Here is a 13,898-nt window from a genome sequence, read left to right on the forward strand (position 1 = left end):
AAAGCGAGTCGTAAAGAGAACAGCTTCTCCCGGCGATCCGTCCGAAGTGTTAAGTCCTGGTGAGAGAACAACTGTAGACTACTGAAGTCTTACTTTCCGGAGGTGTCTCATGGAAATCAAAAAAGTCTTGGTTATCGGCGCTGGTCAGATGGGTAGCGGTATCGCCCAGGTTATGGCTCAAGCCGGCCTCGAAGTGAATCTGCGCGATATCGACCAGAAGTTCGTGGACAAGGGCCTTGCCGGTATCGAGAAGAACCTGTCCAAGATGGTTGAAAAGGGCAAGATGAGCGCCGACGACAAGGCCGCCATCGCTGGCCGCATCAAGGGCGTCGTCGACCTCGACTCCTCCAGCTGCGCCGTCGACCTGGTGGTCGAAGCCGCCGTTGAGAACATGGAGATCAAGAAGTCGATCTTCCAGACCCTCGACGGTCTGTGCCCCGCCAGCACCATTTTCGCCAGCAACACCTCCTCGCTGCCTGTGACCGCCATGGGCTCCTTCACCAAGCGCGCTGACAAGTTCATCGGCATGCACTTTTTCAACCCCGCCACCGTGATGAAGCTCATCGAGATCATCAATGGCCTGGCCACCAGCGAAGAGACCTACAAGTCCGTTTACGACCTGTCCGTTAAGCTCGGCAAGAGCCCCGTCAAGGTCAACGACGCCCCCGGTTTCGTGGGCAACCGCGTCATGATCCCCATGATCAACGAAGCCGTCTTCACCCTGGCTGAAGGCGTTGCCAGCGCCGAGGACATCGACGCCGTGGCCAAGCTGGGCTTCAACCACCCCATGGGCCCCCTGGCTCTGTCCGACCTCATCGGCAACGACACCATCCTCTACATCATGAACGTGCTGTACGACGGTTTTGGTGATCCCAAGTATCGTCCTTGCCCCCTGCTCAAGAAGATGGTGCAGGCCGGCTACCTGGGCCGCAAGACCGGCAAGGGTTTCTACGACTATTCCAAATAAGGAACGGTCCCCCGAGTCCCTTTGCGCAGTGTGAAGCTGTCTTTTCCTCAGCTCTAACACCTGGAGGATTGCTATCATGAGTGAATACGCCACCTTGCTTGTTGAAAAAGAAAACGGCCTGTGCGTTGTCACCATCAATCGCCCCAAAGCCCTGAACGCCCTGAACTCCGATGTTCTCAACGACCTGAACGCCCTGTGCGAAGAGCTGATCGTTGATTCTTCGGTGAAGGCCGTCATCCTGACCGGTTCCGGCGACAAGTCGTTCGTGGCCGGCGCCGACATCACCGAGATGCGCACCATGACCGTTACCGAAGGCCGCGCTTTCGGCAAAAAGGGCCAGGCGATCTTCAACAAGATCGAAAACCTGCCCATGCCCGTGATCGCCGCGGTCAACGGCTTTGCCCTGGGTGGTGGTTGCGAACTGTGCATGTCTTGCGACATCCGCCTGGCTTCCCAGAAGGCCAAATTCGGTCAGCCCGAAGTCGGCCTGGGCATTCCTCCCGGATTCGGCGGCACCCAGCGCCTGCCCCGCCTGGTCGGCAAAGGCCGCGCCAAAGAGCTGCTTTTCACCGCCGACATCATTGGCGCTGACGAAGCGTACCGCATCGGCCTGGTGAACAAGGTCCTGGCTCCCGAAGAGCTGATGAACGCCGCCAAGGCTCTTGCCGGCAAGATCATGAGCAAGGCTCCCGTGGCTGTCACCGTGACCAAGGCTTGCGTGAACGAAGGCCTGGATACCGATCTCGAGACCGGTTGCGCCTACGAAGGCGAAGCTTTCGGCTTGACCTTCGGCACCGAGGACCAGAAGGAAGGCATGGGCGCTTTCGTTGAGAAGCGCGCCGCCACCTTCAAGGGCAAATAGCATTTGATCGGCTGCCCTCGTCTTTCCGGCGGGGGCAGCCGTTTTTTGGCAGTACCTTGCAAGTTTGATGCGGAAAGTCTGCGTAAGAGGTGAAAGACATGCCGCCCTGTAAAGTGGAGTCCACCGAGAAGCACACTCCCTGCCGTATATGCGCCTCGGACCTGCCACTGCGGGTGGAAATGTTTGAGTCTTCGTTTTGCAAAAACGAGACGAGCAACCGGGAGAGTTTTTTCGACTGCCGATTGCCCGTCTTTTTTTTTCGAATACGCTTTCACTCCGTGGCCTTCGCTTAACTGACACAAAGTTGCGGATATGGTCTTTTGCTTTTAGAAAGACCTTCTCACGACCTTAATTGTAGTCCGTAGCGGAAACTTTTTACTTTTCGTTCTTTCCGGACGGGCTTGATCTATTAGGGAATCGCCTATGTCCACCACACATTCCGGTATCGCGGTTTATCCGGGCACCTTCGACCCCTTGACCATGGGTCATGTGAGCCTTGTTCGTAGGGCGCTCATGATCTTTGACAAAGTGATCGTATCCATTGCCCGAGACACTCCGAAACAGACGCTTTTCACATTGGATGAACGTGTGGAAATGACGCAGGAGGTATTTGCCGATGAACCCCGTGTTGTCGCTGTGGGGTTCAGCGGTCTTTTGCTCGACTATGTACGTTCCTGCAACGCCGATGCGATTTTACGAGGGATGCGTGCTGTTTCGGACTTTGACTATGAATTTCAAATGGCGCTCATGAATAGACGTCTCGACGAGAATGTCGAAACAGTTTTCTTGCTTACGGATTTCAAATGGCTCTACATAAGCTCTACTATCATCAAGGAACTCAACCGGACAGGCGGCGATGTAAAAGGCCTCGTGCCTGACCCTGTTTCCAGGCGGCTCCGCGAAAAATTCGGGCCTCCCCGGGGAAAACATATCATCCATTCCCCAATTCCCCAGGCATATCCGGCGTCAGTACCCTCGCACCCATTGCCGTAACTTCAATCCTGGGTTGTGACCGGTTGTACTCTTTGACGTCTTTTGTTGCATAGCCAACTTCTTGCGAAAATCCTTCGCAACAGCCTGACGGGTTCGTGCAAATCCTTGCCATCCGTCTGAACTGGTTGTCCCCCCATTCGTCGCGCCACACCTTTCCGGCGAATGGCTTAGCCGGAAATATGCCTGCTTTCCGGCCCAAAGCAAAAGGCGGTGTCACCTTACGCCGCCTTTTTCTCTTTTTTCTTATCTCGTATTCATCACAAGCCGCAATTGCATTCCGTATTGCGTCATCCAGCTTAATAGCCACCTTTCCAGAAGTTCTCCTGTCGAATGCTTGCTACCAGACATGATATGCTCTACGTTCCAATGAAATATTCTTGGAACAGAGACATGATACCGCCCTACCTGGCGATTCCTGTTGTTTGAGAACAAGAATAGAGTCGTTTCCCGTGTGATTTTGTTGCGTTTCCACTGCCGCCTTACAAAGTGAGCATGACCATGCGCTATCGTACAGCCTGGATGTTCAGAATCTTTCTTTTTGTCTTCCTTTGTGTCTTGCTTCCTCAGAGTGCTGTTTTAGCGCATGCCTTTAAAATCGGTGTTCTCGCCAATCGCGGTGTAGATTTTTGCCAGGAGCAGTGGAAACCTACCGCCACTTCACTGGAAAAGCTTCTTCATATTGCTCCGATTGAAATCGTTCCTCTTCGATTTGATGAAGTATCCAATGCGGTTACGCAAAAGCGCATTGATTTTTTAATTTCCAATTCCTCCATTTACATTGACATGGAGCACCGGTTCGGGGTCAACCGCATCGCCACGGTGCGTAACATCTTTCAGGGCCATGAAACCACGCACTTCGGCGGCGTGATCTTTACCCGGTCGACACGGGAAGATATTCGATCATACGAGGACTTGAGGGGATCACGATTCGCCGCGGTCGAACCCATGTCCATGGGGGGGTGGCTGAGCGAATGGGGTGTTTTCAAGCAAGCTGGGATCAACCCGCAAAGCGATTTCGATTTCATCAGTTTTCTCGGCACGCATGACGCCGTGGTCCGGGCGGTCGTTTCGGGACAGGTCGACGCCGGTTGCGTGCGGACCGACACGCTTGAACACATGGTCGCCGAAGGCAAGCTCGATCTCTCCGAAGTCAAGGTGTTGCCCTACACCGGCCCGGTCAAAATACCGGCCGATTTTCCGTATCTGGTCAGCACGCCATTGTATCCCGAGTGGGCTTTCGCCAGATTGGCGCATGTCCCGGATGAATTATCCAGAAAAGTTGCCGCCGCTCTTTTCACCATGACGCCTCATGCCGTGCATGACGAGAACATCGTCCTGGGATGGACCATTCCCCTGAGCTATGAACCGGTGCGGGAATTGCTCAAGACCCTGGAAGTCACCCCGTACGAACGCTACAACCGCATAGATCCGGTCGAGGTGCTCAAGCAGTACTGGGGCGCCGTGGCTTTGGCGTTTTGCCTTTTGCTTGGCGCCGGACTGGGCCTGGCCTATATGTCTCGTGTCAGCATGCGCCTGCGGGCCTCCCAAGAGCAGTTGTGTCGGGAACTCGCCGCCAGGAAGGAAACACAACGCCTTCTCACGGAGAAAGAAACGCGCATCCGTTCGCTTTTCAACTCCACATCGGATTCCGTGATCCTCATCGATCCGCAGGGCATCATTCTCGATATCAACAATATTGCGGCCAGCCGGCGGGGGCGCACCCCCGCCGAGCTCATCGGCCAGTGCCTGTACGACACGCTTCCCGAACAGTCTGCCGTGCAGAGGCGGGAGCGCGTCGCCAGGGTGTTGACCACGGGCCGGGCCGAGTTTTTCGAAGAGGAACGCGTCGGGCGCTATTTTCGCATTCGCATCTGGCCTGTGCTGAACGAAACGGGCGCTATCATTCACCTGGCCAGCTTCTCTCTGGAAATCACGGACTTTCGACTTTCTGAAAAAGCCCTGCGCGAAAGCGAGGAAAAATACCGCACCGTGGCGGAATTCACCACGGACTGGGAATACTGGATGGGCACGGACGGGCGCTATCTCTACGTTTCTCCGGCATGCCGCCAGATGACCGGATGCGACCCCGAAGAGTTCTGCGCCGACCCGGGTCTGTTCCTCCGTCTGGTCCACCCCGACGACCGTTCCATGATCAGCGAGCACCTCCAGTGGGTGTACTCCAACGAACAGAGCTCGTGCGACTTGAACTTTCGCCTGCTCGACCCCTCCGGCGAAGTGCGTTGGGTGAACCACCGGTGCTCGATCATTCGCCGCCCGGACGGGACCCTGCTCGGACGCCGGGGATGCAATCGCGACATCACCGACCGCCATCTCATTCGCATGGAACTCGAACGGGTGAAGAACCTGTTGCAAAACCTCATCGACTCCATGCCGTCAGTGCTGGTGTGCGTCGACCGCCAAGGCTGCGTGAGTCTGTGGAACGACCTGGCGTCACGCCGGGCCAGGATACCGTTCGACCAGGCGCGGGGGCGCCCCCTCATCGAGGCTTTCGACGGCATGGACCAGCTGTCCGAGGAATTGCTCCTGGCGCAAAGCAACAGCCAGTTGCGCTCCCTGCCGCGACTCGAACGCCAGCTCGACGGGGAACAGGTTTGGGAAGACGTCACCATCTATCCGCTCAAAGACACGGAAAAAGGGGGAGCGGTCATCCGCATTGACGACGTCACGCGCCGGGTGCGCATGGAAGAACTGATGATCCAGAACGAAAAAATGCTCTCGGTGGGCGGATTGGCCGCCGGCATGGCCCACGAGATCAACAATCCTCTGGGTATCATCGTGCAGGCCGTGCAAAACGCCATGCGTCGCACCTCGACCGGTCTCCCCGCCAACCGGGACACCGCCGAACGCCTGGGAATCGATCTGGAACTCCTGCATGCTTATCTCACCGAACGAAACGTGCTCAAGTATTTCGACGACATCAACCAGGCCAGCCTTCGGGCCTCGAAAATTGTCGAGAGCATGCTCAACTTCAGTCGCCGAAGTGAGTCGCGCCGCATGGTCTACTCCCTGGCCGCGGTTCTGGACAAAACCCTGGAACTGGTGCAAAGCGATTACGATCTGAAAAAAAATTACGATATCAAACGCGTGCACTTCATCAAGGAGTACTGTCCCGAGAACCCGCACTGCTGCTTTGTGGAGACGGAACTGGAACAGGTGTTTCTGAACATCATCAAGAATGCGGCCCAGGCCATGTCCGAAAAAGAGTACGAACCGTCCCAGACGCCCACGCTGGTGTTGCGCACCAGAGTGGAGGGGGACCGGGCCATTGTGGAGCTGGAAGACAATGGCCCCGGCATGGACGAAACCACCCGCAAACGCATCATGGAACCCTTTTTCACCACCAAACGCGTGGGCAAGGGCACGGGACTTGGACTTTCGGTGAGCTATTTCATACTGACCAACAACTACTCCGGCGACCTGTACGTGGATTCGCAGCCAGGCCAGGGCACACGGTTCACCGTGCGCTTGGCCCTGTGGAGGCCAAGTGACGCCCAGTGAACCTTTTGTGGTCCTTGTCGTGGACGACGAACAGCATATCCGGGAAAATCTCGTCGACGCCCTGGAGGACTACGGCTTCAAGGCCTTGTGCGTGCCCAGCGCCGAGGAGGGACTGGAAGTCCTGGACAAGACCCATGTGGACGCCTGCACCGTGGACATGCGCCTGCCCGGTATGAACGGCAACGCGTTCATCCTGGCGGCCAACGCCAAACGGCCGGCTCTCAAATTCGTCATCTACACCGGGACGCCAAAGTACGACATTCCTCCCGAAGTGGCCTCCCTGGGCGTCACCCTAGATCAGGTGATCAAAAAACCCGCCCCCAGTTGCACCGTGCTGGTGGATGCCTTGCGCGGGCTGCTTGACGCGCGGGGCGCTTCCTTCGTACAGGGACGGACCGAGTAGGTCCATTGTCGCTGACAAGGAGCACACCGGCCGATGAAGCCATCCCAGACCATCCTCGTGGTGGACGACGAACCCCAATACCGCGCCAATCTGGGCGACACCCTGGAAGACATGGGCTTCGAGGTGTTGCTGGCAAGAGACGGTGGTGAAGGCCTGGAGCTTTTCCATCGCTCCCGGCCCGACCTGGTGCTGGCCGACCTCAACATGCCGGGCGTGGACGGGTTTTCCCTGCTTGAAACCATCACCCTGGAAAGCCCGGAGACCCCGGTGATCATCGTCTCCGGTGTGGGTGTCATCGAGGAGGTCATCAGAGCCACCCGCATGGGCGCCTGGGACTTTCTCACCAAACCCATCTCCGACGTGGAACTGCTCACGAAAACCCTGGACAAGGCCTTGAAACGCCGTGTCCTTTTGCGTGAGCGCCGCCTCTATACCCAGGGCCTGGAAAAAGCCGTGGACCAGCGCAACCGGGAACTGCAAAACGAAGTGGAAGTGCGCCGCCAAGCCGAACGGGAATTGCAGCGCTTGAACACCAACCTGCGCTCCCTCAACCAGGAAATCATCTTCACGCAAAAGGAAATCCTCTACACCCTGGCCGGCGTGGTGGAAAGCCGCTCTTCGGAAACGGCCTACCATGTGCAACGGGTGGGCCGGGTGTCCCACTATCTGGCCGGACAACTGGGACTGGGCCACGAGGAATGCCAATTGCTGCAATTGGCCTCCCCCATGCACGACGTGGGCAAGATCGGCATCCCCGACGCCATCCTGAACAAGCCCGACCGCCTGACCGCCGAAGAATTCGAGGTCATCAAGACCCACACCACCATCGGCTACGACGTGCTCAAGCACTCCACCCGTCCCATCATGAAAGCCGCCGCCGTGGTGGCCCTGCAACATCACGAAAACTTCGACGGCACAGGCTACCCCCAGAAGCTGGCCGGCGAAGATATCCACATCTATGGGCGCATCACCGCCCTGGCCGACGTGTTCGACGCCCTGGCCCACCCCCGCATTTACCGCGAGGCTTGGGACATCGGCAAGGTGATGGACTACATTGCTTCCGAGTCGGGAAAAAAGTTCGATCCAGAACTTGTGCGCATCATGCAGGCCGACCTGCCCATCATTTTGACCATCCAGTTGTAACAACCGCCAGCGTACGAAACTTTCGAACGTGGCGCCGGACGAACGCGCCACGTCGCGCCGGCGGCGAACCCCGCCCCACGCAGGGGACGCCGCGGACGACGTATCGCCCACACGGTTTCCCTTCAACGCCGTCCCCGCGGCGCCGAAGACAAAGCGACTTCCCACCGGGTTCTGCCTGCAAAAATCCGAATGCCGTTCATACGTCGTGGCGTTGCGTCACAACCGACTTCGCCTCCTGCGACGTCTCTCCCACTCCTTCGCCAGGGGCTGTCCAGCGGAACAAATACCGGCCGCCGCCATCCCCGAGAACAGGGCGTTCGATTGCGTTTCAGACTCGTAAGTCGCCTGGTGCGTGGGCCGACTGCCCGCGATGCGAATCCGGCAATCCCCACGACGAATGGGGCGACCTTTGCGCCGCGAAAACACTTCTCCACAGATCCAATCATCCTGAAAGCTCCTCGGACACGTTCTCCAAAAGTCTCCCCGTAAAACAGGAGAAAGCACTCTCTACAATTGGACTGTACCAGGAAAACCCCAATGTCGCTCGACACTCAACAGCAGCATCCTACAGGACTTGCAAAAATTATTCTTGGATTTCTCCTCCACTTTGGAATACGACAAAAGGCAAGGCCGATGGCGTCCACATCGCCGTCGGCAATTCTTGGTACGAAACCGTCTTCGAACTATCCCTCGCGCGAGAGGACCTGTCTGACCAGCATCCGGTGTGCATTCTTCCCGCACGAGGGGAGGAGGTCGCCATGCGAAGGGCGAAACGCATCGTAACCCACATGTTGGCCCAGGCCGACGTCAATGTTGGCGGCTCGCGCCCCTGGGACATCCAGGTGTCGAGCGACGACTTTTATGCTCGGGTCCTTCGGGACAAAAGCCTGGGGCTGGGCGAATCGTACATGGAAGGCTGGTGGGAATGCTCCCGCCTGGACCAACTCTTCCAACACATTCTGGGAGCCGGGCTCGATTCCTGGGCCAACCTCAAGCTCTCGGTCCTTGTCGACGCCGCCCTCGAACGGGTGCTCAACCGACAGACGCGCCGCAAATCCCAGACCGTGGCCAAACAGCACTACGATCTGGGCAACGACATGTTTCTGACCTGGCTGGACCGCTATAACCAGTACAGCTGCGGCTACTTCGCCAACACCGACGACCTGGAGCAGGCCCAGCGCAACAAGCTGGAACTCACCTGCCGCAAGCTCGACCTGCATCAGGGCGACACGGTGCTGGACATCGGCTGCGGCTGGGGCGGATTCTCCCGCTACGCGGCCGAACGTTACGGCTGCCGGGTGACCGGCGTGAGCATCTCGCAGAGCCAGGTGGAGCACGCCCGAAAGGCCTGCTCCCGGGAAGGCCTGCCGGTGGACGTGCTTTGCTGCGACTACCGGGACCTGCACCAGACGTTCGACAAGATCGTGTCGATCGGCATGTTCGAGCACGTGGGCCACAAGAACCACCGCGCCTACATGCGCAAGGCCCACGATTGTCTGTGCGATTCCGGCATCTTCCTGTTGCATACCATCGGCTCCAACACCTCGGACCTGGGCTGCGACCCCTGGATTCGCCGCTACATCTTTCCCGGCGGCGAACTGCCCTCCCTGGCCCAGATATCCAAGGCCGCCGAAGGGCTCTTCGTCATCGAGGACGTGCACAACCTGGGCCCCCACTACGATAGGACCCTCATGGCCTGGAACGACCGCTTCCAGGACGCCTGGCCACGGCTCAGCCAACACTATTCCGAAACGTTCAAACGCATGTGGGAGTACTACCTGCTCTGCTGCGCCGGGGCCTTCCGGGCCAGGGCCATTCAACTCTGGCAGATCGTCCTGACCAAGCCCGGCCGCAACCAACCCGCCTGCCGAGTGGCGTAGCGTCGCGGCCTTGAAATCCATTTGGAAAACGGGATAACGTGGGTGTCGGCATGCGGTGTGCCAGCCTGTCGCAAAACCTCCGCTGGCCACGTCGCATCGCGTTGTGCGACGGGTTGTTGCGTCGTGGGCCGCACCCGCGAAAAACGCCCGGCCAATCCGAACCGCCTGATCCGCCAGAGGAATCCATATGGAAAAATATTCTATCGCCGTCATCCCCGGCGACGGCATCGGAAAGGAAGTCACCCCCGAAGGGGTGGACGTGCTCGAAGCCGCAGCCCGCCTCCACGGCGGCTTCGAACTGGCCTACGCCTATTTTCCCTGGGGCTGCGAATACTGCCTGGAACACGGACGCATGATGCCCTCCGACGGGCTCGATACCCTGCGGGACTTCGACGCCATCTATTTCGGCGCCGTGGGCCGGCCCGATCTCATGCCCGATTCCGTGTCCCTGCGCGAACTGCTGCTCAAGATCCGACTGGGCTTCGACCAGTACGCCTGCGTGCGTCCGAGCCTGCTGCTGCCCGGAGTGCTCAGTCCGCTGGAAGGCAAAAAGCCCGGCGACATCGACCTTGTGGCCGTGCGCGAAAACACCGAAGGCGAATACGTCGGGGCCGGCGGCCGGGCGCATCCGGGCATGGCCTTCGAGTCGGCCGTGGAAACCGCTGTTTTCACCCGCCCGGGCACGGAACGCGTCATCCGCTACGCCTTCGAACTGGCCCGGTCCCGCCCGCGCAAGCTTTTGGCCAGCGTCACCAAATCCAATGCCCTGAACCACAGCATGGCCTTCTGGGATCAGATCTTCGACGAAGTGTCCAAAGACTATCCGGACGTGGGCACCGAACGCGTCCTGGTGGACGCCATGGCCGCCCGCATGGTGCTTCACCCCGAAGGCGTGGACGTGTTTGTGGCCTCGAACCTCTTCGGCGACATCCTGACCGACCTGAGCGGAGCCATCACCGGCAGCATGGGGTTGGCGCCCAGCGCCAACCTGAACCCCGAACGCAACTTCCCTTCCATGTTCGAGCCCGTGCACGGGTCCGCGCCGGAACTCTGCGGCAAGGACGTGGCCAATCCCATCGCCATGTGCTGGAGCGGGGCCATGATGCTCGAACATCTGGGACAGAAGGCGGCCGGGGACATCATTGTCGAAGCCATCAAGGCCGTGACCGCCGACGCCCTGGCGCTCACCCCGGACCTGGGCGGCAAGGCCAAGACCAAGGAGATGACCGCCGCCATCCTGGCCAAAATGGAAGCCCTGGCCAAGTAGCGTCGATTTTTTCGACCTTGCCGAAAGAAACGCCGTCTCCCTGTCGGATGTTCAAAAGGCCGGGCCCAGTCAAGCGGCCCGGCCTTGACGTTTGTCCGAAGACTCCCTAACTGGCCGTTGAAAATTACGCTTCCCGCAGCCTGAGGCGGCTAGGCCAGCCAACCGCGTCGGGTGACGGTCGTGGGCGCGATGGAGGCGTAGGTGTTCAGCAGGTTGTTTTCCATGTCGGTAAGCAATTGCAGATCGGCCGACGTGTCCATTTCGTCGATGTTCTTGAAGCGCAGGGCCGCGTATTCGACCACCATGTCGTCGAATTTCCCGCCAAAGGGCGTGGCGCTTTCCAGGCTGAGCGAATCGGTGTCCACCCGGGGCCAGTAGACCAGGAGCATCGGATACGTCCCGGCGGGCGCAGCGGCTATGCGCAAAAAATCCCCGCGGACGAGCCAGGCCGTGGAATCGGCGGGGCTGACCAGACGCTCCCAGGAATCGTCGCTTTGTTTTTCCAATCGAATATGTGTGTCCTGACGGTAGAGACCGCTTTCGGCCATGAAATCGGCCGGCAAGGGATACTCTTCGCATCCGGGGTCGGTGTCGAAGCGGTACAGGCTTCGTCCGGCCTCCACGTCGTTGCGAAAGAGCGCGTGGCCCATACGGCGATAGGCCTTGCCCAGCACGCGCAACATCTGGTCGTCAGTCCAACGGGTCTTCTGTTCGTCGGTGAGTTCGAGTCGGATGTCTCCTACGAGATCGGCTATGGTCACGATGTTTCTCCCGCCAGGGGTCTCTCCTCGTAGCGCGTCCCGGCGGGTGACGCACCCCATATACGGGTATTTAGGCAGTGGCAAAAAACCTCTTTGACGTGGCATTTGTCAGAGCTTATGTTTCATAATACGATGATGATTTGGAGAATGAGAAATGAACGTATCTATCCTGATAGACGGATCTTTTTTCTGGATGAAACACCTGGAGGCACGCCTTGGGCAGGCCCCGACGGCGGAATCGGTCCGCCTGGCCTGCCACTTGATCATGGATGACCCTGAATTCGAACTCGACCGCCTTTTCCGGACATATTATTACGACTCTCGTCCTTACGGCGGGAAAGCCACCCACCCCATCTCCGGCAGAGAAATCGAATTTTCCACAACCGAGCAGTTCCGCGTAAAAAACGAATACCTCGACCATCTGAAACGCATGCCGCGCACTGCGTTACGTTTGGGCTCGCTGGCCATGCAGGGCTGGAAACTCAACAAGAAACACATTCGCGCCATCATGGAAAACCTGTGGCAGCACAAACCGCTGCAACCCCAAGACGTGTCCATCAACCTCGTTCAGAAGGAAGTGGATATGCTCATGGGGCTCGACATCGCCTGGATGGCCGCCAAAGGCATGGTGGACAAGATCGTGCTGCTCACCGGCGACGCGGACATGATCCCGGCCATGGACTTCGCCCGCGAGCACGGGCTGTTGGTTTTCGTGGCCAAATTCGGCTACTATCTGTCGGACAAGTTGCGCGAACACGCCGACGGCGTGGTGGAATTCACCCTGCCGGCGCCGGAACGGATGCTCCATCCGCCGGCGCGCATCGTGTCCATGCCCCAACATTCGCACGGCGAACAGACTGAAACCGAGAACTTCGAAAACGAACCCGCCCCCAGCCATTGAGACATCGCCCGCGCGGCCTGTTCGACAACAGGTCGCGCGGGCTCCGTTTGGCCCCCGCTCATCGTGTCACTCCCGTCCACTGTGCCCTGAGGCTCAATACAAAACCTTGACGAAACGTCGTTGCGGACTGCATGTTCGTGGGCGTAAAGTCGGCGGAGACGCGACAAGGAGAAGCCTTTCAGCATGAAACGGAAAACAGCCACCCAAATATCCATGAAAGCTGTGGTCATTGTATTCTGTATCGCCAATCTGCTTTTTGCAATACATCTCAAAACCCAGAGAGACCATGTGTTGCGCAAGAAAGCGCATGGCGTTGTGCACAGGACGAGCAGCGACGCGGAAAAGGCCATAAAGCTGACTGAATTTGTTTACAATTTGAGGGCGGACAGCATAGGCAACAATAGTCTGGCGTACAATATTGACCACTTTGGTCTGAGTGCCGCGCTCTACGGGATCTTGCCGCTCAACCTGATTCCCGCCGATATAATGCTCACGCAAGGAATAGTTTACACCGGGCCGTGTGGCGCGAAATCCAGGCTCTTGCATTCGCTTTTTTCCCTTTCCGGCCTGGAATCCCGCATGATTTCCCTTCACGACGCCAATGGCGTGCCCACCCACACTCTTGTCGAGGTACTGCTCGATGGAGTCTACACGCCTGTCGATCCAACATACAACCTGTATATCGTCAACGACAGGGGAAATTTTGTTGACACGAGCGATATATATTCAGCAAAAGATATAAAAATCATATCATCGATACGCGTTGCAACAAAAGAATACACCGACGAGTTTCGCTACGTGACGCACTTTTCCGTCAAAGATGCAGTCATATCAATCCTTCGCATAGCCGACATCATCGAGGACGACTATTCCAACATCAAGGCCATTCAGAAACATATCGACAACATCCTGCCCAAAGCACTCCTAGGCGCCGACTTCGACGAATTCGCCTTGTACAACGACACGAGAATGCTGTACCTTGCGCTATCGACGGGCATTCTCGCCCTCGCGGTTCTGTATTTCTTCAGGCGAAACATCGCGTCTTTCCTTTCCCGACACAAACGAAAGCCCCAATGAAACGCAACGCGCGCCAAACAGGCGGGATGATGGCGCGCCCCCCAAGCCCTCCGGTTTGAACGCTTTCCCCCAAGCGATCGCCCCCCGCACCCCCTTGCCTTGCCGGGCAAAAGATGCTTCTATCC

11 protein-coding genes are annotated in these 13,898 nt (G+C 58.1%); 10 read left to right on the forward strand and 1 reads right to left on the reverse strand.

Annotated elements, in window-relative coordinates; translation table 11 throughout:
* Positions 1-109: 109 nt before the first annotated feature.
* The 8 genes from ACYQ01_RS19010 (at position 110) to ACYQ01_RS19045 (ending at position 11,034) form a co-directional block, all read left to right on the forward strand.
* On the forward strand, positions 110-967 hold the full coding sequence (locus ACYQ01_RS19010; protein ID WP_459935397.1) for a 3-hydroxybutyryl-CoA dehydrogenase: 858 nt from the start codon (positions 110-112) through the stop codon (positions 965-967).
* A gap of 76 nt (positions 968-1,043) precedes the next feature.
* Complete coding sequence (locus tag ACYQ01_RS19015; RefSeq protein ID WP_459935398.1) at positions 1,044-1,829, forward strand: short-chain-enoyl-CoA hydratase; 786 nt, start codon at positions 1,044-1,046, stop codon at positions 1,827-1,829.
* A 423-nt stretch (positions 1,830-2,252) separates the two neighbouring features.
* Complete coding sequence (gene coaD / locus ACYQ01_RS19020; protein ID WP_459935399.1) at positions 2,253-2,822, forward strand: pantetheine-phosphate adenylyltransferase; 570 nt, start codon at positions 2,253-2,255, stop codon at positions 2,820-2,822.
* A 519-nt stretch (positions 2,823-3,341) separates the two neighbouring features.
* Positions 3,342-6,341: a PhnD/SsuA/transferrin family substrate-binding protein gene (locus tag ACYQ01_RS19025; RefSeq protein WP_459935448.1), complete on the forward strand. Its 3,000-nt coding sequence runs from the start codon at positions 3,342-3,344 to the stop codon at positions 6,339-6,341.
* Entirely contained in the window at positions 6,328-6,744 is a 417-nt protein-coding gene (locus ACYQ01_RS19030) for a response regulator (protein WP_459935400.1), read from the forward strand. The genes ACYQ01_RS19025 and ACYQ01_RS19030 overlap by 14 nt, the downstream gene beginning before the upstream one ends.
* Positions 6,745-6,777: 33 nt before the next feature.
* Positions 6,778-7,887 (forward strand): HD domain-containing phosphohydrolase, encoded by a 1,110-nt coding sequence (locus ACYQ01_RS19035; RefSeq protein ID WP_459935401.1) that lies wholly within the window; start codon positions 6,778-6,780, stop codon positions 7,885-7,887.
* A 758-nt stretch (positions 7,888-8,645) separates the two neighbouring features.
* Positions 8,646-9,767: a cyclopropane fatty acyl phospholipid synthase gene (cfa, locus tag ACYQ01_RS19040; RefSeq protein WP_459935402.1), complete on the forward strand. Its 1,122-nt coding sequence runs from the start codon at positions 8,646-8,648 to the stop codon at positions 9,765-9,767.
* 187 nt (positions 9,768-9,954) lie between these two features.
* Positions 9,955-11,034: a tartrate dehydrogenase gene (locus tag ACYQ01_RS19045; RefSeq protein WP_459935403.1), complete on the forward strand. Its 1,080-nt coding sequence runs from the start codon at positions 9,955-9,957 to the stop codon at positions 11,032-11,034.
* Between the two features lie 149 nt (positions 11,035-11,183).
* Here the strand turns inward: ACYQ01_RS19045 and ACYQ01_RS19050 are convergent, their stop codons facing one another.
* Positions 11,184-11,795 (reverse strand): phage adaptor protein, encoded by a 612-nt coding sequence (locus tag ACYQ01_RS19050; RefSeq protein ID WP_459935404.1) that lies wholly within the window; start codon positions 11,793-11,795, stop codon positions 11,184-11,186.
* A 154-nt stretch (positions 11,796-11,949) separates the two neighbouring features.
* On the opposite strand from ACYQ01_RS19050, the gene ACYQ01_RS19055 reads away from it, so the two are divergent.
* Both ACYQ01_RS19055 and ACYQ01_RS19060 read left to right on the forward strand, forming a co-directional pair.
* Positions 11,950-12,696, forward strand: a complete 747-nt coding sequence (locus ACYQ01_RS19055; protein ID WP_459935405.1) for an NYN domain-containing protein — start codon at positions 11,950-11,952, stop codon at positions 12,694-12,696.
* A 183-nt stretch (positions 12,697-12,879) separates the two neighbouring features.
* Positions 12,880-13,773, forward strand: a complete 894-nt coding sequence (locus ACYQ01_RS19060) for a hypothetical protein (RefSeq protein ID WP_459935406.1) — start codon at positions 12,880-12,882, stop codon at positions 13,771-13,773.
* Positions 13,774-13,898: the final 125 nt, after the last annotated feature.

The organism is Fundidesulfovibrio butyratiphilus (assembly GCF_054657235.1).